The following is a 22,878-nucleotide window of genomic DNA, read 5'->3' as shown; positions in this document are numbered from 1 at the left end:
TCATCGCCGCAAACAGATAAACCTAACTGGGGCACAATCCCTTTATTAAGGATAGGGGTAACAACAACGGGATAAGGGCAACGCAATAAAAACGCTTTCTATGTTATCAGGCGTTGGTATAACGGGTGCGTTCTGGCAGCCAGCGCTCGATCAGTGCTCTGGCATGTTCCGGGTAGTGCTCATGGATATGGCGCGAGACTCGTTGGACTTGCGGAATCAGTGCCTGATCGCGCAGTAAATCCGCCACTTTGAAAGCGGCGTTACCTGTCTGACGGGTGCCGAGCAGTTCGCCGGGTCCGCGAATTTCCAGATCGCGCTGGGCGATGACGAAGCCATCGTTGCTGTCGCGCAGAACCTGAAGCCGCATTTGCGCGGTTTTACTCAGTGGTGATTTGTACAGTAACACGCAGTGGGAGGCGATGGCCCCACGGCCGACGCGGCCACGTAATTGATGCAATTGCGCCAGCCCCAGTCGCTCCGGGTTTTCGATGATCATCAGGCTGGCGTTCGGCACATCCACACCTACCTCAATCACGGTCGTCGCGACCAACAAATGCAGTTGATTGGCTTTAAATGCCTCCATGACGGCCTGTTTTTCCTTCGCTTTCATCCGGCCATGCACCAGACCAACCGTGAGGTCGGGTAACGCGGCTTTTAGTTCCTGGCAGGTCGCTTCGGCCGCTTGCGCTTCCAATAGTTCGGATTCTTCAATCAGAGTACAAACCCAGTATGCCTGCCGCCCCTCTTGCAGACAGGCATGGCGTACCCGCTCAATGATGTCGGCGCGGCGGATGTCGGGAATGGCGACGGTGGTTACCGGTGTGCGGCCCGGTGGCAGCTCATCGATGACCGAGGTATCCAGGTCGGCATAGGCGGTCATTGCCAGTGTGCGGGGAATCGGTGTGGCAGTCATGATCAACTGGTGAGGGTGGAAGCCCTGCTCTTCGCCTTTTTCCCATAACGCCAGCCGCTGATGTACACCAAATCGGTGTTGTTCGTCGATAATCACCAACGCCAGGCCGCTGAACTGAACCTGTTGCTGAAAAATAGCGTGGGTGCCGATCACCATCGAAACCTGTCCGCTGGCGATAGCCTCCTGCTGGGCTTGCCGCGCTTTACCCTTTTGCTTGCCTGCGAGCCAGCCCACTTCAATACCCAGTGGCTCAAACCAGCGACGGAAGTTGGCGGCATGTTGCTCAGCCAGCAATTCCGTTGGTGCCATCAACGCCACCTGTTTGCCGTGAGCGATGGCCCGCAACGCCGCCAACGCCGCGACCAGTGTTTTACCGGAGCCGACATCGCCCTGAACAAGACGCATCATCGGAAAGGGCTGATTCATATCCTGTTCGATTTCTGCCACCACCCGTTGTTGCGCGCCGGTAGGGCTGAACGGCAGCGCGGCCAGCAGTTGTTGCTTCAGGTCGTCTTTGGTATCCAGCGCCAGCGCCCGGTGGCGTTGTGCACCCGCGCGCACCGCCAGCATACTCAGGTGGTGCGCCAACAGCTCTTCCATGACCAGACGTTGTTGTGCCGGGTGTTTCCCTTGCTCCAGTTCCGCCAGCTTTACATTCGGTGGTGGGCGGTGCAGGGTGCGTAACGCATCTGGCAGGCTGATCAGTCCGTGGCGCATTTCCTGGGGCAGAAGTTCGTCAATCGGATGGGTATCCAACAGTTTCAGCGCCTGGTCGGTCAGCTTACGCAGCGTTGCCTGCCGCACGCCCTCTGTTGTGGGGTAAACCGGCGTCAGCGTTTCCTGCAACTCAACCGTCGTGCTTTCGCCCTGCACCCGGTATTCCGGATGGATCATCTCGCCGCCCAGTTTGCCGCGTCGTACTTCCCCATAGGCCAGTACGCGTTGGCCCGGCGACAGGCTGTTTTTCATGGCGGCGTTGAAATTAAAGAAGCGTAGCGTGAGCATGCCGCTGCCATCGCTGATTTGGCAGGTCAGCATCCGGCGTTGGCCAAAGGTGATATCGCTGCGCAACACATCGCCTTCTACCGTCGCGTACATGCCGGGCAACAAATCGTTAATGTGATAAAGATGGGTGCGGTCTTCGTAGCGAAGTGGCAGATGTAGCAGCAGATCCTGCACCGTCTCCAGACCAAGACGGGCCAGTTTTTCCGCCTGGCTGGCCCCGACGCCGGCAAGGGTGCTCAACGGCTGGGTATGCAGCAGGCGGCTATCCATTATTGCTCCGTGGATTGCATCGCCGCCCACCAGGGCGCATCGGCAATCACCTGGCCGGTCTGGTCAATATGTGGGCGCGGCAGCCCTTTGCGTTTGGCGACGCGGGCCAGTACCGGGTAACCCCCTTCAAACAGCAGGCGTTGTTGCTCTTCCTCATCCAAAGGGCTGTCTTCGCGCTGGTACATCCCTGCCAACTGACGCTGGCGTTGCGCTTCATACAGAATCAGGGCGGAAGCTACCGACACGTTCAGCGACTGCACCATACCGATCATCGGAATGATGATGTCCTGATCCGCGAGAGCCAACGCCTCGCCAGAGATACCGGTTTTTTCCTGTCCAAGCAGGATGCAGGTCGGGCGGGTGTAATCCACATCGCGGAAGTCGACCGCGTCGGCGGACAGATTGGTCGCCAGAATTTGCATCCCCTGCGTTTTCAGATGGCGGGCAGCGTCCTGAATCGTACGGTGGGTTTTGACTTGAACCCAACTGTTGCTGCCTGCCGCGGTAGACACCAGGGTTTTCATGCGACTGGTGGGCCACACGGCATGCACTTGATGTACGCCAACGGCATCAGCGGTACGGATAACGGCGGATACGTTGTGAGGCTTATGTACCTGCTCCATGCACACGGTCAGATCAGGCTGACGGTTGTTAAGCATCTCGCGGATACGCGTATAACGTTCTGGGGTCATAACTGGCTAATTTCGGTTACGGTTGACTTTAATCACGTCCGGCATCACGCGGATCTTGCGCATAATATTCGCAAGATGGATACGGTCGCGTGTGGTGAGGCGGATAAAGGCGCTGTACACCCGGCCATCTCGTTCTTCGGTGTTGATACTCTGAATATTGGAGTTCGATGCACTGATCGCCGCCGTCAGGTTGGCCAATGCCCCCTGATGGTTGAACATGTCGACCTTGATTTCGGTCATGAAATCTTGCTCGGTTACCTCATCCCACTCTACCGCCATGAATTTCTCAGGCTCTTTCTGGTAGCCACGGATGTTGCGGCAGGATTCATGATGAATCACCAACCCTTTGCCGGGGCTGACATGCGCGATAATCGGGTCGCCAGGGATGGGGCGACAGCACTTAGCGAAGGTGATCAAGACGCCGTCGGCACCCTTGATTGGTAGTTTTCGAATGCCGGTCGTACCGTTTTCAGCACGCTCTTCCAGCAGATTACGCGCTACTACCACGCTCATGGCATTACCCAGACCGATTTCCGCCAGCAGATCATCCAGAGAAGCGAGCTTCATACGCTCCAGCTCTCGCTGAATGTTTTGCTCCGGAATGTCGGACAGTTTACGGCCGCTGCCCAATGCATGGTTAATCAGACGACGCCCCAGGCTGACAGAGTCGTCACGCTTGAGGTTTTTCAACATCTGGCGAATCTTGGCGCGTGCTTTGGAACTGACGACAAAGTTGAGCCAGGCAGCGTTTGGACGAGCGCCCGGCGCAGTGATAATTTCGATGGTTTGCCCGCTGGACAACGCCTGAGACAGCGGATAAGGCTGGCGATCGACGCGAGCGCCGACGCAGGCGTGGCCGATATCGGTGTGTACCGCGTAAGCGAAGTCCACCGGTGTCGCGCCAGCAGGCAGCTCGACAATGCGGCCTTCTGGTGTGAACACGTAAATTTCGTCTGGGAACAGGTCAGATTTAACGCTTTCGATGAATTCGAAAGAGCTCCCGGCGCTTTGCTGTAGTTCCAGCAGGCTTTGCATCCAGCGTTGCGCGCGTACCTGTGCCGTGGTACTGCTACTTTCGCCTTCTTTGTAAGCCCAATGCGCGGCAACCCCCATTTCTGCCATCTGGTCCATGTCCTCGGTACGGATCTGGACTTCAACCGGTACGCCATGTGGCCCGATAAGGGAGGTATGGAGCGACTGATAGCCGTTAGCTTTAGGGATGGCGATATAGTCTTTCACCCGGCCCGGGCGCGGTTTATATAAGCTGTGTACCTGCCCCAGCACGCGATAACAGGTATCGACTTCCCGCACGATCACCCGAAAAGCATAGATATCCATAATGGAATGGAAGCGCTGTTCTTTCAGGTGCATCTTGCAATAAATGGAGTACAGATGCTTTTCGCGGCCGCTGACGCGACAACTGATACCCGCTTCTTTCAAACGCCCTTCAATTTCGGAGAGGATCTTTTGAATCATCTCCTTACGGTTGCCGCGGGCGGCTTTCACCACCTCTTTAATGACCCGATAGCGGTTGGGGTAGAGCGCTTCGAAGCCCAGCTCTTCAAGTTCGGTCTTCAGATGATGAATACCGAGACGGTGAGCGAGCGGACTATAGATTTCCAGCGTTTCCCGGGCGATGCGTCGGCGTTTGTCCGGACGCAACGATCCCAGCGTTCGCATATTGTGGGTGCGGTCGGCCAGTTTGATCAGAATGACGCGGATATCCTGCACCATCGCCATGATCATTTTGCGGAAGTTTTCTGCCTGCGCTTCTTTCTTATCGCGGAATTGCAGCTTATCCAGCTTGGAGACGCCTTCCACCAGTTCAGCCACGCTTTTGCCGAACAGCTGTTCCATATCCTGGTAGGTGGCGGGTGTATCTTCGATGACATCATGCAGCAAGGCGGCCATCAGCGTTTCATAGTCGAGACGCATTTCAGCCAAAATACAGGCTACTGCCACCGGATGCGTGATATAGGGCTCACCGCTGGAGCGTGTCTGGCCCTCGTGAGCGTCACGTGCAACGAGATAAGCCTGCTTGAGACGTTTTATCTGGTCTTCCGGCAGATAACGCTGAATCAGCAGATTGAGGCTTTCAAACAGATACAAGGGCGACTCACGACCGAATGCGAATTAACGACGACCTTCAGCGATGGCGGTAACTGCCTGAATTTCCGCTGCTTCCTGTTCCTGTTGTTCCTGGCGCTCACGGGTATCCAGAATCTGGCCGTTGATCAGGCCTTCTTCAATTTCGCGCAGGGCAATCACGGTGTACTTATCGTTTTCTTCCGGAACCAGTGGATCTTTGCCACCCACCTGGATCTGACGGGCGCGACGAGCGGCGACCAGCACCAGGTCAAAACGGTTACCAATTTTTTCTACAGCGTCCTGAACAGTTACGCGTGCCATAGTGTGTACTCCAGTGGGGAAATAAAATGACTGGGCATCATACTGAAAGTGCCGTCAGTCTGCCAATAGTTTGGTGATTAAAGCGTCATGTCGAACTTTCTGACGGCTCAGGCGCAGACGCTCAGCGCGAATAATGGTTTTCAGATCCAGTAATGCCAGATCGAAATCGTCATTCACAATAAGATAATCGTATTCAGCGTAGTGACTCATTTCTGCCACCGCCTGTTTCATCCGGCGGGCAATGACCTCTTCGCTGTCCTGGCCGCGCCCGCGCAGGCGACGTTCCAGTTCATCTTGCGAAGGCGGCAGAATGAAGATACTGCGGGCTTGCGGCATGCGTTCGCGAATCTGGCGTGCGCCCTGCCAGTCAATGTCCAGAAAAACGTCAACGCCGGTGGAGAGCACCTGCTCGATAGCGGCGCGGGACGTACCGTAATAATTGCCGAAAACCTCAGCGTATTCCAGAAAGTCATCCGCTGCGATCATCTGCTTGAATTCATCAGTCGGCACGAAGAAATAGTGTTCACCGTGAACTTCACCCGGGCGCATGGCGCGTGTGGTGTGCGAAATGGAAACCTGGGTGTCATAGAGCGGCTGTGTTTTCAACAGCGCATGAATCAAACTGGATTTCCCTGCACCACTGGGGGCGGAAACAATATACAACGTGCCTTGAGCCATAGTGAATTCTGCGTCTGATAAAGATGGAAGAAGAGATGCAACCAGTTGCGCGTTTTTCCGCATTATACACGCCGCTGTGTAGGCCGTCGCGTGGTGAAACACAGCCTGATACTCCACCTGTTATCTGTCACCCCACCTTTTTTTACTTTGCGGGCTGTTTTCCTGTTTTTCTGCCGCTTGCTGCAACGCGCCCAATACTGTGCGGCTTGCTTCGCATCACCTGATTTTTACGCTCGTATTTTCTGACTGTCTGCGGATTAATGCCTGGGTTTTCGCTCAGGGAGGAAAAGCGATGCGATATCGATACACGTTGGCGGTCATGTTGTGGCTTGTGACCTGCGGATTGGTCAAGGCGGAGCCTTGTCCGGCATGGTCTGCCGCACGGGCTGAACAGGAGGTAGCCCGGTTGGGGCAACAACTGATGCAGTGGGACAAGGCCTATTATGAACGGGGTCAGAGCTTGGTTGACGATCAGGTCTATGATCAACTGCGTCAAACGCTGGCAACCTGGCAGGTATGTTTTCAGGCGGACGCCGACGGTTTTGCGGTTAGCCTGCCATCAAGTGGTAAGCAACCACATCCGGTGGCGCATACCGGTCTGAAAAAACTGACTGAACCGGCAGAGCTGAAACAGTGGATAGCTCAGCATCGTGACCTGTGGATACAACCTAAAATCGACGGTGTCGCGGTGACGCTGGTGTATGAACAAGGAAAATTGGTGAGCGCCATCAGTCGCGGTAATGGTCGTCAGGGTGAGGACTGGACAGATAAAGTGCGCCAGATGAATGCCGTGCCGCAGCAACTTTCCGGTATGTCTGGGCGTCTGGTATTGCAGGGGGAGCTGTATTTGTCAGTGACGGCGCATCGGCAGCAGCAGACTGGCGGCATCAATGCGCGGGCTCAGGTCGCAGGTGAAATGCGACGAAAACAGCCGTCACCGTTGCTGTCTCGCCTTCGCGTGTTCATCTGGGCCTGGCCTGACGGCCCGGCAGACATGCCGACGAGGCTTGCAGCATTACGGGAACTGGGATTTGGGCTAACGGCAGACTACACCCAGCCCATTGCTTCCTTTGACGAGGCGGCGCGATGGCGTGAACGCTGGTATCAAGCGCCGCTGCCGTTTGTAACCGATGGTGTGGTATTGCATCAGTCGCAGGAACCCGCCGGGCGTTACTGGCAGGATACGCCAGCTGAGTGGGCCATAGCCTGGAAATACCCGTTGGTGAATCGGGTAACGGAAGTGACCGGTGTTGATGTCGAGATCGGGCGTACCGGCAGAATGACGGTCGTGCTGCAGGTAAAACCGATGATGCTGGATGACAAGAACGTGAGCCGGGTTAATCTCGGTTCGGTTTCCCGCTGGCGGCAGTGGGATGTATTACCGGGTGATCGGGTCAGCATCAGTCTGGCAGGATTGGGGATTCCCCGGCTGGACGCCGTGGTATGGCGCGGGGCGGTACGTGAGCCGATTAGCGTCCCGGCGGCGTCATCTTTTGATGTATTCAGTTGCTTGCAATGGAGTAAAGCGTGCCAGCCGCAGTTTCTGGCCCGACTGGTGTGGATGAGCGGACGTAATGGGCTGTCGCTCAGCGGTATCAGTGAGGGCACCTGGCGACAGTTGATACAGCAGGGTAAAGTCGTCGATGTCGTTTCCTGGCTGGCGCTTGAGCCTGCGCAACTGGCGGCTGGTGGTGATGTTGATAAACAATATGTAGAGCGGATTTATCGTCAGTTCCAGCGGGCGCGTCGCCAGCCGTTGCGTCAGTGGTTGCTGGCGTTAGGGTTGCCGTTGCCATCCAGTGCCAGACAGGCGTTGGATGGCGCTTCGTTCGAACAATTACAGCAACGATCTGTCGCACAATGGCAGCAATTTTCGGGGATTGGCGTGCGACGAGCGCAACGTATTCGGGATTTTCTGCACCACCCCGAGATAGTCCGTCAACTGACGTGGCTTAATGAGCAAGGCGTGAAATCATGACCGGGATACGCGCGTTCAGGCGCGTATACGGCGTCTGGTTGCCGGGCCGGACACTTTGTCATCAACCTGTCGGCTTTTATAAAAAAGCCGATGAAAAAGGATTGACGCTATAGTAGGGGAGCAGTAATATGCGCCCCGCATTCGGTGAGTGGCGCAGCCTGGTAGCGCACTTCGTTCGGGACGAAGGGGTCGGAGGTTCGAATCCTCTCTCACCGACCATTTTTAAAACGATAAAACCCGGTTATCGTTGACATGAAACTCGCATCTTACCGATAGCGAGTTTTTTTGTTTTTGTCGTTTTATTTGGTGTTTTTTTCATCGGTTTCTTTGCTTTTCAGACTTCACTATCCTGAACCTTATGGTAGATGCTATTTCTCTGTTGCTTTTGTGTGAAGTACGCCGTTTTTTCCGCAGATAACCCGCCTGTTTTTTTATTTAATCTTTTGTTTTTATTCTGTTTATAACCAGTGGCAACGTGTTTTTGTTGGCTTTCACCTTTATTTACATTAAGGCGGCCAGCTACCCCATTTCCTCACGAAAATGTGAGCTGTTTTAATCTGGATGTATCAATAAAAGGTGAAAAAAACGACACGGGAGAATGCCAGTCGGTTCGGCAATGGCCGAAGTGGCTCGAAACCACCGTGTAGGTTGAACGAAGGGGGGCGTTGCTGCTATCTCAACTGCGCCAGCGCTTTTTCGGCCTCTGCGCGACGCCCCTGGTCGGCAATTTCACGCCCCGGACGCGGCGCGACAGTCAGTGCGGTGGACAGATATTGTCTGGCTTCGCTTTTGCGCCCGGCTTTCAGCAGAAAGTCGCCGTAAAAGAAGTTAGCGTCAATGCTGGTGGGGTTCATTTTCAAGGCGGTTTTGAGGTATCGCTCTGCTTTTTTATCGTCACCAAACCCGAGCGGCCAGCCTGGCACCTGATAATACAGTACCCCGAGGATGGTGTAAGCCGCGCCATTGAGTGCCTGTGGATCGATAACAATGGCTTGTTCCAGCCGGCTTTTGGCTTGCCCGGCCAGATTGAGCGCTTCCATACCGTCTTTAACGCCCGCCCAGCTACTCTCCACCATTGCTGATGAGATCAGGTAATCCGCGCGGTTGGGATAATTTTCCGCCAGTTCCTGCGCCTGCTGACTGAGTGTGGCGAAACAGGCTTCTTTCATGCTCGCTGGTGTTCTGTACTGGCAGACTGACCATTGCCGGTGGATATCCATCGACATATCGCCGGCATAGGTCATGCTGGTTGCCAGTAATCCGCTAAACAGTAGCGCCATCGATCGCAGAGTCATGTACGATTTCCCTATTTTTTTGGCAATGTTATATAACGCTGGATAACGGCTAACTGGCGCCGGATGGCTTTATCCACCACTATGGGCAACAGTGCATTTAGCGCCACAAACATTTTTTCAGGCCACCCCAGCCATTGGCGTAACGTTTCTCGCTCCAGCGCGTTAACCACGCGATCCGCTACCCAGTCAGGTCGGTCGCTGCGATAGCCCAGTTCCTGAATCAGCCTGCTGGCGGTGGATGTATTGCCTTTGGCATCGACGGCCCTGGGAGCAAGGTGCAATACTTTAACGCCTTTTGATGACAGTTCGCGGTGCAGTGCCTCACTAAATCCGCGTAAAGCGAATTTGCTGGCGCAATAGACGCTGTATCCAGGGTAGCCGATCCCATCCAGCGTGGAGCCAATATTCATGATAATGCCGGGCGTGTTGATACAGCCGAGCAACGCATGGGTGAGCAGGATCGGTGCCTCGGTATTTAGCATGAGCTGTTGGCGAATCGTGTCGTGGCTTTGATCGTTAAACGAGCTAAAGGTCGAGGTGTCAGTATTGTTAATCAACACGTCCAGCCTGGCGTTTTCCGGAAAACACTCCGCCAGCGCGTCGAGATCCTGTTCGTTACAGAGGTCTGCCAGCAAAATATTGTGATGACCGGAATCAGGCAGTCTGCGCTGTAATGCCAGCAACGCCTGCTCGTTACGGCCCACCAAATATAATCTGGCACCTTTGGTGGCCAGTGCCAGTGCCAGTTCCTGACCCAGGTTGCTGCTGGCGCCAGTTAATAGAATACGTTTATTGTCGAGTTTCATAGCTTAGTGCTCCGTGAGGCTGCGCAGCATATCGCCGTACAGCCGATAAACCACGTGAGCGGCGTGGATGATGGCGGCCTGATCGGCTGAGTCGTTAATGTTATCCATCAGTGTGGCAAAGCAAGGAAGCGGCGTCTGATTCGTCGGAACCCGTGATGGCGATTGACCTGTGGTGCTGGTCGTAATGTTGAGATTGAGACCTTCCAGTACGTGCATCAGTCCGAAGATGCTCATGGGGTTACCGCGCTGGATCTGATCGTAAAAGTAAGCGGCCATCAACTCTATCCACTCCGCGACCGCACGCTGACGCCAGGTATCCATTTCAACACCGCAGGCTCGAATTTTGCGGCGAAGCGACGCCTTGTAGCCATATTCGGCGTTGAGGTACGCCGTCAGTGCCTGACGGGCCCACTCCTGATGTTGGGGGACACGCCCGCTCGCGGCCATCAACAGTGGCACGGTATAACTGACGTGATGATAAATCTGCGTTAGAAACGTAACGTACATCTCCCCGGTAATGGTCCCCTGGCGGCAGGCGTGAATAACCGGCGCGGACATCATAAGCTGCTGCGAGGTAGAGGTAGCGGATTGTAGTTGTTGGTAAAAGCTCATGTCTTACTCCTGAATGGCGCGTTGACAGTCGTAAAGCGGCCGCTAAGGATGCGATGGTGTCATGCTAGCGGGGGAGCATTAAGAGAGACTTAAGACGATTAAAAAATCGTTTTACTCCCGGATTTGACGTCAAAATCTGCAGGCGATGCGGATATCCCAAAGAGAAGGCTGACATCCGCTATACTGAGCGCCCGATACGCAATGACAGAAATGACACAACGGAGAAAAAGCATGTCGACATCGCGCCGTGCGCATCAACTGGCGATTCTGGTGGTGATGACCAGCGCCTCGTTGGTGGGGCTGGTTCAGGGGTATTCCATCCCGCTGGTGACGTTGAAACTCACGGCGCTGGGATACGGTTCTGCACTGACCGGCATGATGTCCGCACTACCGGCGATAGGCGTGTTTGTCTCTTCGTGGGTAGCTGCACCGGTAGCGATGCGCCTGCCGGTTGGCCGGTTGCTGGCGTTGTCGACATGGGGAATGGGGATAAGCCTGACGCTGTCGTTTTATCTCGATAATGTCGCGCTTCTGGCGGTTCCCCGTTTTATGATGGGGTTTTGCTGCGGCCTGATTATCGTCATTGGCGAATCCTGGGTCAGTGGCCATACCGCCGAGCATCGCCGTGGGGTACTGGTCGGGCTGTACGCTACCGCGTTTACCGGTCTGCAACTGCTGGGGCCGTTGCTGATCTCCCTGACAGGGCTGGATGACCCAACCGGGTTGTTGCTGATTCTGGCACTGCATGGCGCATGCCTACTGATGGTGCCCGGTGCGTCATTTTCCCGGTTGGCGCTGAGCGCGCATCGGCAGCATAACCTGTTTTCTTTGTTACTGGCCGCCCCTGCACTGGCAATGGCGGTGTTTGCCTTCGCTTTTTTTGACGGCGCAGTCCTGTCAATGCTGCCACTGTACGGCATGGCGCACGGTTACGAGGAGTCGCTGGCCGTGCTGCTGGTCACCGTGCTGTTTATCGGCGATGCCTTATTGCAGGTGCCACTGGGCTGGATATCCGACAAGCTGGGTACGGTACGGGTACACCTTGCCTGTGGCGGGATGTTCGTGCTGATGCTGGCAGGTTTGCCGTTTAGCTACGGTACCGGCTGGGTGTGGGCGAACGTTTTTTTGCTGGGTGCCGTAGCGGGCAGTATTTATACCTTGTCGCTGGTGCGGGCGGGTAAGTGGTTCAGCGGCGTCGATTTGGTGGCGATCAACGCGCTGTTCGGTGTGCTGTGGGGTGTTGGCAGCTTCAGTGGGCCGCTGGTGAGCGGTTCGCTGATGCAGTGGTACGGCCGTGATGGGCTTATCGCGATTCTGGTGTTATTGGGATTACTGTTTCTGGCGGCTAACGCCTTGCCGACGATGACGACGCGCTACGCCGACAAAACAGTGAATCAGGAAGTGGCGGAGTAGTGCTGGGGTAGTGAATCACCGGAGGCGAAAATGGATCGTCTGGTAACGCTGGAAACCTTTGTCTGTGTGTACGAGTGTGGGTCTTTTTCTGCGGCGTCGTGCCGTCTGGGTATCGGTCAGCCAGCCATATCCAAAGCTATCATGCAGCTTGAGCAGCAACTGGCCGTCAAATTGTTGTTGCGTTCCACCCGAGGCCTGACGCCCACGGAAGCCGGGCAGCAGTTTTATCGCCAGGTCGCACCGGCACTGCGGCAATTGCAGGAGGCGAAGGATGCTGTGCGCGGTGGCAACGGTGAACTGAGTGGCTATTTGCGGGTGTCGGCCCCGGTGACCTTTGCCCGCTTGCACGTCCTGCCTCATCTGCATGTGTTTTTGTCGCAGCATCCGAACCTGAAGGCTGACATCATTCTGGATGATCGTCCGGTGGATTTGATTGCCGAAGGTATTGATGTAGCGTTGCGAGTCGGTGACCTGAAAGACTCTGGATTGACCGCCCGAAAGATAGGGTCGGCACCGATGCGGTTGCTGGCAACACCGGCCTATTTCGCTGCTCACGGTACACCCACATCACCCGACGCATTGGAACACCATGATGCGGTTATCTACCTGCAAGATGAAGCGCCGGGTAGTGTTTGCTTCCAGAAGGGTGACCGGCAGCATAGGGTGACGCTATCCGGACGTATCCGTACCACGGCGGCGGAAGGCGTGCGGGAAGCGGTGCTGGCCGACAATGGGTTGACGGTAGCCTCGGCGTGGATGTTTGCGCCAGAGCTGGCGAACGGTGCGGTGGTCACCGCGCTGACCGACTGGCATATCGGTGTGAGGGATGTGTGGGCGGTTTACCCCGGCGGCCGGTTAACCTCAGCCCGTGCCCAGGCATTTACCGAGTTTGTGGCCCGCCATTTATCCGCGCCTGCCTGAGTTTTCCTTCAGCCATTCCATTCTGGAATAACTATTATGGCAGATGGCTATCTTCTGCGATGAAGTCGCTTTCCCTATTCTGAGCCTGCCCCCCATGTCGTACCGCGTGATGTTGCCTGCGACCTGAGGGGAAAATGACCGTCAGACAGGCAACCACGGAGATAACCATGAGCACATTATCGTACAGCGATGACACCGTAAGAACGGGGAAGCCGCTGATTTTTGCGATGGCCGCCGCCAGTGGCGCGGCAGTCGCCAATATTTATTACAACCAGCCGATGCTTGGCCTTATCACCGCCAGTTTTCCTGGCAGCAGTGCGACATCCATGATCCCCACCGCCACCCAACTGGGTTACGCGTTGGGATTGCTGATGCTGGTACCGTTGGGGGATAAATTTGAGCGTCGGCGGCTGATCGTCTGGCAATTTTTATTGCTGGCATTGGCCTCGGTGCTGGCGGCGTTGGCACCATCGGCACCGGTGTTGCTGGCCGCGTCGGTATTGATTGGTGTGGGGGCGACGGTCGCTCAGCAGATTGTGCCGGTTGCCGCGACGATAGCGGGCGAAGGCCAGCGTGGAGCTGTGGTCGGTACGGTGATGAGCGGATTATTGAGCGGTATTTTGCTCAGCCGGACGCTGGCCGGGTTAGTGGCGGATGCCGCTGGCTGGCGCGCCATGTTCTGGCTGAGTGTACCGCTGGCGTTGGCCGGTGCGGTGCTGATGGGGCGCATGTTACCTGTGTTGTCGTCATCATCCGTGTTGTCCTGGCGTTCGTTGATGCGTTCGCTGCTGACGTTGTGGCGCGCAGAGCCGATGTTGCGTCGTGCGACCTGGATTCAGGGCGCGCTGTTCGCATCGTTTAGCGCGTTCTGGAGCATTCTGGCGCTGTATCTTGCCAGCGGCAGCCATCCGCTCGGTGCGGCGGCGGCAGGTTTGTTTGGCGTCATCGGTGTGGCGGGGATTACGGCTGCCCCCGTGGCAGGACGGCTGGCGGACAGTATCGGCAGTCGGCCGGTGATTCTGCTGGGGGCGTTGCTGACGTTGCTGGCGTGGGGCGTTATCGGTTTGTGGGGAACGGTGGTGGGTCTGATTGTCGGCGTGGTGCTGCTGGACCTGGGGGTACAGAGCACGTTGATTGCTCATCAACATGTGATTTATGGGCTTCAGCCTGCTGCGCGCGGTCGTATCAATACCTTGTTTATGGGTGGTATGTTTCTTGGTGGGGCGCTAGGGTCCAGTGGGGCGATGGCGGCCTGGCAGGCAGGCGGATGGTTACCGGTGACGTTGTTTGCTGGCGGGGTCGCGTTGTTGGCGCTGGTCGCCGCCAGCCGTCGTTAATCACGGGCGGGTCCCGCCCGTGACGGCCATACAGTACGACAATTACCGGTACTGCAACGCGACACCGGTACGACAACGCGATACCGGTACGGCAACTTGACGTGTGGCGGGTTCTTACGGCGTATAGCGCACTGGCAGCAATGCGGTACGGTCCACTGCGTCGTTAAGGCGCTTCATCACCGCGTCATACGGGCACAGGGTGCCGATATCGGTTTTCTGACAGTCAGGCATCGAGAACTCGCTGCGTAACGGCGGGTGGCTGTCATCCAGCGCAGTCAGCCCACGAATCTGATCCAGCGATTGTGCCTGGAAATAGATACGCACAACGCGCTGACCAGACTGTTGATTGCGCCAGCGTTCGAAGATAAGGCTACCTGCGGGCGGGATATTGCCGCGCGGATAGTCGCCCATCTGCCAGGTAAAGCCGAGCATCGTACGCAGTTTGGCGATGTTGGTGTCATGCGCCACATACAGCAGCCATTTGACATCTGGTGGGGCATCAGCCTGATGCTCGGTGTTGAGTGCCAGCGCTATCTGGTTCATCAGTACCGACGCACCGCGGCGTGCCACGTAGGGCAGATCGTTGGTGAAATCGTAATTGGCGGTCAGAAGCGGCATCAGTGCTGCCACCTCTGCGGCAGTTTTAGCATGACCGAAGGCCACCTCACTGAGCGGATTATTGTTACTGTAGGACAGCCGGATAGTCTCTGCGATGTTAGCCAGCACCTCAGGGCCGTGCAGAGAAATATTCCCTTTTTTACTCTCTTTCACTTCCCAGGGCGTGCTGAACGCCGGGCAGGGTTTATCCGGCAGACAGACCGCCTGTTTCAGGCGATCGATAGCCGGTTGCCATTGCGCCTGAATTTGTGCGGCGCTTTTGTCCTGCATCGCGTTTTGCAGGTCGGCTTTCACCTGTTGCTGATCGAGCTTCACGCCTGCCGCCTCGGCATGAAACAGCGGGTCGTTGTCTTCATCCTCAGGGCCTTGAATCGCCACACCACAACCGGGGAACACGCCGTCCATCAGCGCCATCGCGGTTTCCCGTGTGCGTTGTAGCGGACTGGCCCAGACGAACACATCGCCGGGAGCCGGACAAGCCTGACTCAGTAACCCATGCTGGCGCAGGTACTGCCCCTCGTAGTGCCCTTTTAACACCGCTGCCGCGTAACCGTGGCCGGTCAGTTCGCCGTAATGGGTCAGCCAGGTCGGCCATTGGCGATCGGTGCCTTGCTGAATGGTTTTAACATTACCTTCAGTCGGTGGACGAACACCGTGGCGACTGACCTCCACCACTTTTTCCAGCGTCCAGCCTGACGACGTGGTCTCTGCCTGCGCCCCCAGCCAGGGAAGCGCCGAGAGCAGCAGCCCGGCGATGATCTTGCGTGTGAATACCATAATGAGTCCTCAGGTACATGTTTTTTAGTCGCCACTAGAGTGACATGACGGCGGCAGCGGGAAACCTATTTTTCTATCTAATAAACAAGGATTTTCTTTCAATCTGTAAACAAAATTATTGCAGGAAAAATATCGCTGCCACTTTCGGGTAGGTCACGGAGCTGAAAGAAAAAAAGAAAACGCCGGAATGTGTCGAAAACCATGGCATCACAGCGTCAGGCGCATCGTGGTCAATGCCAGTCCCTGGCTGCCATACGGGGTCGTGGCTGTGGCGTGAAAGCCGAGCGACTGATAACAGCGCAGCGCACTGTGATTATGGCTAAACACAGAGAGCGACACCGTGTGGGCCTGATAGTGCTGTGCTGCCCGGTGGATAGCCGCCCGCAGCATTGCTTGTGCCAGCCCACGGCCGCGGCAGGCCGGGTCGATAAATACCCGGCACAGGCGGCTGTGGCCCGGTTCCACCTGATTGAGCTCGACGAACCCCACAATATCGCCCTGATGTTCGAACAGGTATGGCGCAAACTGGGGATGCGCCAGATGATCGGCAATCTGTGTAGCGGTAAGCGGAAATGAGTAGCTGGGGCCGCCCCACAGTAGATTCAGCTCGGCGCTGTCTATCCAGTGAATCAGCCGTGGGTAATCCGCCGGTGTAAAATCAATAAGAGGCATGAACGGCGTGTCCTTTGTGTTTGCTTACCGCGTGGCCGACTGGCGGCAGGCGGCACCAGCCTGCAGGTAGTGTGCCATTTCGTCTGGCGGCACCATGCCGCCGCCCGTCGCCCAGATAACATGCGTGCCTTGCTGACAACGCTGTGGTGTGAGTGGGGCACGCTGGCGGTAGCCCTGATTTTCCTGCAACAGACGCAGAAAGCCCGGTGCGCCTGCCAGTGCCGACGGCTCCAGCAGAATCTGTTGCGTGTCGTGCATGGTATGCAGCAATGCCAGCATCTCGTCGTCCAGTAAGCGACGATAGTCATCGTCTTCGCGCAACAAACCGTGGCCCAACGCCAGTTGTTCCGCATGGAACAGAACCTCGTAAATACCGCCGCGTGCTTTAACGGACCCTGCGACCGGCAAATGACTGTCCAGCTTCAGCAATACCGACGGCGGCGTATCCAAACCAGCCTGTCGGGCGACCGCCGCCGCGAATGTCGGTACTGCTACCAGCTTGGACTCGATGATGCCACCACTGGCTTGCAGTTCCGAAAAGGCGTGTTGCAGGAAGGGCGCGAACCGCTGTAACCGCTGACTGGCATCGGTCACGTCGGCGTGGGTGAGTGGCACATCACCCAACGCCTCATCTACGGATGCTGCTGCCGGGTTGAACCAACATACCGGCTGGCGACGCACCAGGGGGGCCAGTAGTGGAAAGTCATGGAACCATTGCTGCAACGTTTTACCGTGCAAGGCATCACCTGTCATCGTGGTCTCCTGTCTGCATCGTTTTTCCTACCCTGTTATTTATCATGCCTGCATTGATAGGGTTTTACCCGTCGGCTGGCGACTGAGAGGCTGTTTTTATTATTTCTTTTTATAATCATATAGATATATTTTTTGGCTCTCTATACAGAATTTTTATACCCGCACAAACGGCTTTTACGACAAATTTACCGTCTGGCTCGTAATCTGATGACGTGCCCCCGGGCGGGGCGGCGTCAACCAAAGGTGGGCTGAACGTCGTATCGGGGGCGAAATCATGGGCTTTGATACAGCTCAGATGCGCTGTGTGGCAGGTTCATTTCAGGGGGAGTGAGCCTGCCATAGCGTGTCTCCTAACGCAGAGGACGTCACCATGAACGTCAACAGACTGGTGGCAGGCACAATACTGATGCTGCTGCCATTATACGGGCTGGCTATAGCACCTTATCCGGCTGATGGCAGCCATGCATTCACCGAGGCGCAGCGGGCGGAGATTCGTCGAATTGTGATGGAGTCTCTACTGGCGCACCCGGCCAGTGGGACGACAAACACGTCGGAGACGATGAGCAGCGGCTGTGTGCCGTCACATCCGATAGCGGATAACGGCAAGCGCAGTCCGTGCGTCGACATGCGGTGGGTATGCCCGCCGCAGTAAGTCTGGCGCAAGACATGGCGATATCAGATAACGCTGAATTTAATTCAAAAAAATTGACCATTACGCGCAAATAAACCCGATTTTAACGCTGCGATAACAGGTCTATTATTACTTCCATCGAAAGCGAAGACGCTTTCAACAAGAAAGTTAACCGAATTCAACGTGAAGGATATAGACCATGAACGCTATCAAAAATATTGTTGCAGTTATCGCTCTGACTACCGCTTCTTTCGGCACCTTTGCCGCAACAGAAGTACAGCACGCTGCCAGCCAGTCCGTCGGTACCGTCAGTGCCAGCGCCAATACACTGGACGGCCTGCAGGCTAACCTGTCTGAAAAAGCGAGTGCCGTCGGTGCCAAGTCGTTCCGTATCATTTCCGCGACCAGCAGCGACAACCAGATGCGCGGTGTGGCTGAACTCTATAACTGATAACCGGTTTATCGTTATCATGCGCAACAATGGCCGCCTTCGGGCGGCTTTGTTGTTTCAGTACTGGCTCAATGCCAGCGCAGCAGCACCGAAAGCGGCGCTATGTTGTGTGGGTAGCGTGGATAGGCGCACCGGCGGCAGCGTGAGCAGTGCGTCATCGTCCGGCGCAGGTGCCTGCGCCATGACGGCGGCTTGCAAACCCGCCATGAACGGGGTGGGCAAGGTCCCGCCCAGATAAAGGCTGGGTGGGTCGAGCAGCGCGGTGACGGCATAGAGTAGCTGATACAGTTCGCCCGCCGCACGTTGGACCCAGCGCACTCCGGCAGGCGAGTCTGCCAGAGTCTGCCAGTTGGCATCGGTCGTCGTGGCGGGCAACGACTCGCCTGCCGCTTGCAGGTAATCATGCAGATCGTCAAACGATGGACGTGATTGCGCGCGTGTGCGCAGTGCGCCTATCTCACCGGCGTTACCCTGTCGGCCTCGGTGGAGCTCACCGTTGAAGATCAGGGCGCCGCCAATCCCTTTACCGATATACAGGTAAAAAAAACTGTCATCCGGAGCGGCGGAACCAAAATGCAGTTCGCCGATGGCAGCGCAGTTGGCGTCGTTTTCCACCAACACCGGGCAGCCCAGCCGTTCACTCAATTGCCGGGCGATATCGACCCCGCGCCAGGCCGCCAGACCGGGGGCTATCCACACAGGCATGGCTCCGCCGTCAAAACGGGCGGGCAGAGCCAGACTGACAGCCAGAAGCCGTTCGCGTGCCTGTGGTATGGCATCAAGCTGGGTGTTAATCGCATTGGCCAGCGTATCCGCGACTGACGCCACCAGCCGGAAATCACCACGCAGGGTGGTGTGTGCCACGGCTTGCCCGGCGTAATCCATCAGAATCAGGCAAATCAGGTCGTATTCCGCGTACACCCCCAGCACATAGCCCGCCTGTGCTGCTGGCCGCAGGTTGATTTGCGGCGGGCCGCGCCGTCCTTGCGCCCGGTCACTCTCTTCCAGCAGACCAAGGTTGAGCATGTCTCTGGTCATCATACTGACGGCGGCGGTCGTCAGGCCGCTGGCGGCGGCCAGGGCGCTGCGTGACAGGCTGCCAGAGCGGCGCAGTAACCCCAGCAGCTTGCGGTGGGTGATGGTGAGTTCTCGCTTTTCCATGGGTATCCGTTGTCCCGGTTCTGTCCGGTTTCCTTCATACGTCTGCAATATAATTAAGCTACTTAATTAATTCGTCAACCCCAATAACAGGATGGTACCCGTGCGTAAACTTGTCTCGTTATCCCTGACAGCGTTACTGGTGAGCGGGCTAATGGCCCACACGGCGGTAGCGGATGTTATCAAACTCAAGCTCTGGACCCTGAATGACAGAAACGCGCCGATGCGCACCGTCAATATCGAAGAGGCGGCGGCAGTGCTCAACCAGCAATTCGCCGATGCGGGTGTGGATCGCAAAATCGTTATCGATTCCCATGCCAGCGCGGTACAAGGCTGGGACGATCTGGCGCTGGATACGCTGAAAGCCTTCGGTGTGAATCAGGGGCCGGATATTGTGCTGCTGCCGCACGAGTGGATTGGCGAGTTCGCCCGCAATGGTTACGCCATGCCGATGGATGGGCAAATCAAAGCCAACCCGTGGGTGTACGCCGATATTCTGCCGGTATTGTGGGAAGCGATGAAGTATCAGGGCAAGGTGTACGGCATACCGCAGGATGCTGAAATCCGCATGTTTTTCTATAACAAGGACATGCTGCGCAAGATTGGCAAAGACGAGACGTTTATCGATAGCCTGCCCGCCCGTGTCGACAGCGGTGAATTCACGCTGGATGACCTGACGGTGCTGGCCAAAGAGGTGGTCGACCGTCAGGTAGCGCCAATCGGCATGTTGCACCGCCCGAATGTCGGTATCGACTACCTGATGGTGTTTGCCGCGTGCGGTGCCAGATTTATGGATGAGAAGACTGGCAAACTGCTATTTGCGAAAAAAGAAACCCAGGCAGCCCTCAGCTGGTATGCCCGCAATGTCGCAGCGGGTGTCACGCCGACTGATAACACCGCCATGAGCTGGGACGCTATCCAGACGGCGTTTAAGCAGGAAAAAGCTTTCCTGTTCCATCAAGGGATTTGGGCGATGGCCTGGCAAGTGAACGATAGCTTTGGTCCGGCGTGGCCTGCCGATAAAGCGGGATACACCCACAAGATTGGCTGGATTGCTGCTCCGGCGTTGGTGAAAGGCGGTAAACCCGCCAACCTGTCGCACCCTATCGCTTACGTGGTCAGCAACAAGAGCCAGTATAAGGATCTGGCGGCGCAGTTGGTGGCTATCGCCAGCCTGCCTTACTACAACAATCGCCACGACATCAGCTCCTATCACACCGCTATCAGCCACGCTCAGGCCGCCATGCCGCAATACACCGATAACTGGGCGCTGAGTGAAGCCGGCAAGATGATGAAAAATATTACCTTCGTGCCGAATCACGCCCGGTTTGGCGACTACAACCGCGTGCTGTTTAAAGGGTTGCAGGCGGTGGAAACCAAACGGATGACGCCAGCGCAGGCGGTGGACTTTATTGCCGACGAACTGGAAACCCAGTTGGGCAAGGATGTGGAAATCGTCGATAGCCTGCATTGATGGCAGGCATCGTGGGCGCTGGTGTTATCCGCGTTGATGAACGAGGTGGTGTATGTCTGTGACGTTGTCGAACCGCACGGCTGGGGTACATCCGGCGCGTTGGCTGGCCCCGGCCATCTCGGTGCTGGCGGTGTTTTTTGTCGCGCCGATGCTGCTCAATGTGGTGATTGCGTTTAGTGATATGGGCAGCAACGTGCAGATAAGCGCCTTTGGTACCGACAACCTGATGCGGTTGCTGGTGTCGGACAAGCGCCTGCCCGCTATCTTGCTGACTACGCTGGTGTATGTGGTCAGTACGCTGCTGTTGTTCAACCTGGGGCTGGGGATTGTGCTGGCGATTGCCACCACGGCGGTGCCGCCTGCGCTGGGAGCATTGTTTCGCGGTATCTGGTTTTTGCCGCGTATTTCCCCCTCGGTGTTGTACGCGCTGTTGTGGATCTGGGCGGCAGACCCGTCGCCCCACAGCCTGATCAATCAGGTGGTGGTGGGGGTGTTCGGGTTGCCGCCACTCAATCTGCGTAATGACCATCCGATGGTGTTGATTGTGGTGGCTAACGGTCTGGTGGGGGCGTCTTTTGCCATGGTGATCCTTGCCTCCACCATTCGCGCTATTCCGGCTCACCTGTGGCATGCCGCGCGTGTTGATGGTGCTGGCGAGTGGTCGGTGATTCGTCATGTGGTGCTGCCAGCGTTAAAAAGCCCGGTGTGCTTTATTGCGCTGTATCAGGCGCTGTCGCTGATGGTGACCTACGAGTACATCCTGCTGATTACCGGCGGCGGCCCGGTATATGACACTACTACCTATGCACTTTATATCTACCGGCGGGCGTTCGAGTCCGGCGCTTATGGCTATGGCGCTATGCTGGCGCTGGGGTTGATGGTCTTCGGCGGGCTGCTGACGTTGTTGCAGTGGCGGATGATGAACATGCGTGCGCAGTTTTCTCCGCCACGTATTGAGGTGATGCGATGACGACGATGAACGCGGTTGACTGGGCGCGTCAGGCGGCGCGTTCACGCTGGAATCGGGTGGGATTTCTGGCGAGCGTGGTGCTGTTTCTGACGCTGGTATCGATACCGATTGTGACGCCGTATCTGTGGTTGTTGGCTATCTCGTTTACCCATCGGGATGGTGGTAGCGAGTATCAGGTGCTGTGGCGATTACTGACGATTGCCGCGCTGGCCTACGCCTTGCTGCTGGCGATCGCCTGGCGGGCGCGTACCGAACAGCATGCCCGCCGTTTGCGTTGGCTGGTTGGTCTGGCGGCATTACTGGTGTGCGGCTTGTGGGTTGCCCCCGAACTGACATTCCACAACTACCGTTTTTTATGGAACCCGGATGTGCAGGCCACCGGTGTACAGAGTGGTACGTTGCCGTCTGTCTGGACGGCGTTGGGCAATTCGCTGCTGTTTGCGACCGGCCATACGGTGTTGGTGACCTTACTGGCGGTACCTGCCGCTTATGCCTTATCCCGGCTTGGCTTTCGACGGCGCGAAGGGGTGCTGAAAGCCTTGTTATTGCTACACGCTTTTCCGGTGATGGCGCTGACGGTGGCGATTTTTATTCAGCTTTACTGGATGGGGCTGCTCAACAGTCTGTGGGGGGTGATGCTGGTGATGTGCGCCCTTGAGCTGCCGTTCGCCATTTTCGTGATGAAGAATTTTTTCGACGGCGTGTCGTGGGATATCGAAATGAGCGCCATTACCGACGGTGCCAGTCGTTTTCAGGCATTCCGGCTGGTGGTGTTGCCACAGGTGACCGGCGGCATCATCGCTATCGCCACCTTTGCCTTTTTGCGCGGCTGGGAGGAGTACATTTTTGTGCGCACCCTGCTGATTGACAGCAGCAGGATGACCATGAGCCTGTACCTGTTCTGGGCATCACAAGACAGTATGGGCGCAGATTCCGGGCTGATTGCTGCCGTTGGCGTCGTCTATATCCTGCCGGTACTGGCGTTGTACCTGTTAACCCAACAATACCTGACGCAGATGAGCGTCGGCGGAATTAAAGGCTGAAT

The 22,878-nt window shown here is 56.5% G+C and carries 21 protein-coding genes and 1 tRNA gene; 10 read left to right on the top strand and 12 right to left on the bottom strand.

The window, feature by feature from the left end; all coding sequences use genetic code 11:
• Positions 1–106: 106 nt before the first annotated feature.
• The 5 genes from recG to gmk are packed head-to-tail and all read right to left on the bottom strand — an operon-like array spanning position 107 to position 5,967.
• Complete coding sequence (gene recG, locus LF929_RS20590; protein ID WP_226092839.1) at positions 107–2,188, bottom strand: ATP-dependent DNA helicase RecG; 2,082 nt, start codon at positions 2,186–2,188, stop codon at positions 107–109.
• A complete protein-coding gene (trmH, locus tag LF929_RS20585; RefSeq protein WP_012886710.1) occupies positions 2,188–2,880 on the bottom strand; it encodes a tRNA (guanosine(18)-2'-O)-methyltransferase TrmH in 693 nt (230 codons plus the stop codon). Before trmH ends, recG begins: the two co-directional genes overlap by 1 nt.
• A gap of 6 nt (positions 2,881–2,886) precedes the next feature.
• Positions 2,887–4,989 (bottom strand): bifunctional GTP diphosphokinase/guanosine-3',5'-bis pyrophosphate 3'-pyrophosphohydrolase, encoded by a 2,103-nt coding sequence (gene spoT / locus LF929_RS20580; protein ID WP_038906076.1) that lies wholly within the window; start codon positions 4,987–4,989, stop codon positions 2,887–2,889.
• Between the two features lie 24 nt (positions 4,990–5,013).
• On the bottom strand, positions 5,014–5,289 hold the full coding sequence (gene rpoZ, locus LF929_RS20575) for a DNA-directed RNA polymerase subunit omega (protein WP_012886708.1): 276 nt from the start codon (positions 5,287–5,289) through the stop codon (positions 5,014–5,016).
• Between the two features lie 54 nt (positions 5,290–5,343).
• Positions 5,344–5,967, bottom strand: a complete 624-nt coding sequence (gmk, locus tag LF929_RS20570) for a guanylate kinase (RefSeq protein WP_016942719.1) — start codon at positions 5,965–5,967, stop codon at positions 5,344–5,346.
• A 292-nt stretch (positions 5,968–6,259) separates the two neighbouring features.
• On the opposite strand from gmk, the gene ligB reads away from it, so the two are divergent.
• Both ligB and LF929_RS20560 read left to right on the top strand, forming a co-directional pair.
• Entirely contained in the window at positions 6,260–7,945 is a 1,686-nt protein-coding gene (ligB, locus tag LF929_RS20565; RefSeq protein WP_226092840.1) for an NAD-dependent DNA ligase LigB, read from the top strand.
• A gap of 142 nt (positions 7,946–8,087) precedes the next feature.
• Positions 8,088–8,164 (top strand) — tRNA-Pro (locus LF929_RS20560).
• 452 nt (positions 8,165–8,616) lie between these two features.
• Here LF929_RS20560 and LF929_RS20555 read toward each other — a convergent pair.
• Genes LF929_RS20555 through LF929_RS20545 form a run of 3 tightly spaced genes read right to left on the bottom strand, consistent with a single transcriptional unit; the run spans position 8,617 to position 10,658 of the window.
• A complete protein-coding gene (locus tag LF929_RS20555) occupies positions 8,617–9,240 on the bottom strand; it encodes a tetratricopeptide repeat protein (protein WP_226092841.1) in 624 nt (207 codons plus the stop codon).
• Positions 9,241–9,251: 11 nt separating this feature from the next.
• Complete coding sequence (locus LF929_RS20550; RefSeq protein WP_226092842.1) at positions 9,252–10,046, bottom strand: SDR family oxidoreductase; 795 nt, start codon at positions 10,044–10,046, stop codon at positions 9,252–9,254.
• 3 nt (positions 10,047–10,049) lie between these two features.
• The gene (locus LF929_RS20545) at positions 10,050–10,658 is read right to left on the bottom strand and encodes an iron-containing redox enzyme family protein (protein ID WP_226092843.1); all 609 of its coding nucleotides are present in this window, start codon (positions 10,656–10,658) and stop codon (positions 10,050–10,052) included.
• A 231-nt stretch (positions 10,659–10,889) separates the two neighbouring features.
• Here LF929_RS20545 and LF929_RS20540 point away from each other — a divergent pair, with 231 nt between their 5' ends.
• The 3 genes from LF929_RS20540 (at position 10,890) to LF929_RS20530 (ending at position 14,329) form a co-directional block, all read left to right on the top strand.
• Complete coding sequence (locus LF929_RS20540; protein WP_226092844.1) at positions 10,890–12,071, top strand: MFS transporter; 1,182 nt, start codon at positions 10,890–10,892, stop codon at positions 12,069–12,071.
• Between the two features lie 30 nt (positions 12,072–12,101).
• On the top strand, positions 12,102–12,992 hold the full coding sequence (locus LF929_RS20535; protein ID WP_226092845.1) for a LysR family transcriptional regulator: 891 nt from the start codon (positions 12,102–12,104) through the stop codon (positions 12,990–12,992).
• Between the two features lie 167 nt (positions 12,993–13,159).
• On the top strand, positions 13,160–14,329 hold the full coding sequence (locus tag LF929_RS20530; RefSeq protein ID WP_226092846.1) for an MFS transporter: 1,170 nt from the start codon (positions 13,160–13,162) through the stop codon (positions 14,327–14,329).
• Positions 14,330–14,443: 114 nt separating this feature from the next.
• On the opposite strand, the gene LF929_RS20525 is transcribed toward LF929_RS20530, so the two are convergent.
• The 3 genes from LF929_RS20525 to LF929_RS20515 all read right to left on the bottom strand — a co-directional run bounded on the left by LF929_RS20525 (position 14,444) and on the right by LF929_RS20515 (position 17,149).
• Positions 14,444–15,724, bottom strand: a complete 1,281-nt coding sequence (locus LF929_RS20525; protein ID WP_226092847.1) for a histidine-type phosphatase — start codon at positions 15,722–15,724, stop codon at positions 14,444–14,446.
• 207 nt (positions 15,725–15,931) lie between these two features.
• Complete coding sequence (locus LF929_RS20520) at positions 15,932–16,396, bottom strand: GNAT family N-acetyltransferase (protein WP_226092848.1); 465 nt, start codon at positions 16,394–16,396, stop codon at positions 15,932–15,934.
• A 24-nt stretch (positions 16,397–16,420) separates the two neighbouring features.
• Complete coding sequence (locus LF929_RS20515) at positions 16,421–17,149, bottom strand: hypothetical protein (RefSeq protein ID WP_226092849.1); 729 nt, start codon at positions 17,147–17,149, stop codon at positions 16,421–16,423.
• A 370-nt stretch (positions 17,150–17,519) separates the two neighbouring features.
• Between LF929_RS20515 and LF929_RS20510 the strand changes: the two genes are divergently transcribed.
• The gene (locus tag LF929_RS20510; RefSeq protein WP_226092850.1) at positions 17,520–17,801 is read left to right on the top strand and encodes a hypothetical protein; all 282 of its coding nucleotides are present in this window, start codon (positions 17,520–17,522) and stop codon (positions 17,799–17,801) included.
• A 178-nt stretch (positions 17,802–17,979) separates the two neighbouring features.
• Positions 17,980–18,231, top strand: a complete 252-nt coding sequence (locus tag LF929_RS20505; RefSeq protein WP_038906065.1) for a DUF1471 domain-containing protein — start codon at positions 17,980–17,982, stop codon at positions 18,229–18,231.
• A 57-nt stretch (positions 18,232–18,288) separates the two neighbouring features.
• Here LF929_RS20505 and LF929_RS20500 read toward each other — a convergent pair whose 3' ends face one another.
• The gene (locus tag LF929_RS20500) at positions 18,289–19,392 is read right to left on the bottom strand and encodes an ROK family transcriptional regulator (RefSeq protein ID WP_226092851.1); all 1,104 of its coding nucleotides are present in this window, start codon (positions 19,390–19,392) and stop codon (positions 18,289–18,291) included.
• A 100-nt stretch (positions 19,393–19,492) separates the two neighbouring features.
• Here LF929_RS20500 and LF929_RS20495 point away from each other — a divergent pair, with 100 nt between their 5' ends.
• The 3 genes from LF929_RS20495 to LF929_RS20485 are packed head-to-tail and all read left to right on the top strand — an operon-like array spanning position 19,493 to position 22,876.
• A complete protein-coding gene (locus LF929_RS20495; protein ID WP_318841886.1) occupies positions 19,493–20,863 on the top strand; it encodes an extracellular solute-binding protein in 1,371 nt (456 codons plus the stop codon).
• Positions 20,864–20,915: 52 nt separating this feature from the next.
• Positions 20,916–21,833, top strand: coding sequence for a carbohydrate ABC transporter permease (locus LF929_RS20490; protein WP_038906062.1), 918 nt, complete (start codon positions 20,916–20,918; stop codon positions 21,831–21,833).
• A complete protein-coding gene (locus tag LF929_RS20485; RefSeq protein WP_023641089.1) occupies positions 21,830–22,876 on the top strand; it encodes a carbohydrate ABC transporter permease in 1,047 nt (348 codons plus the stop codon). The genes LF929_RS20490 and LF929_RS20485 overlap by 4 nt, the downstream gene beginning before the upstream one ends.
• Positions 22,877–22,878: the final 2 nt, after the last annotated feature.

The sequence above is a fragment of the Dickeya oryzae genome, assembly GCF_020406815.2.
Classification (GTDB): domain Bacteria; phylum Pseudomonadota; class Gammaproteobacteria; order Enterobacterales; family Enterobacteriaceae; genus Dickeya; species Dickeya oryzae.
This window is presented reverse-complemented; position numbering and strand designations above follow the sequence as displayed.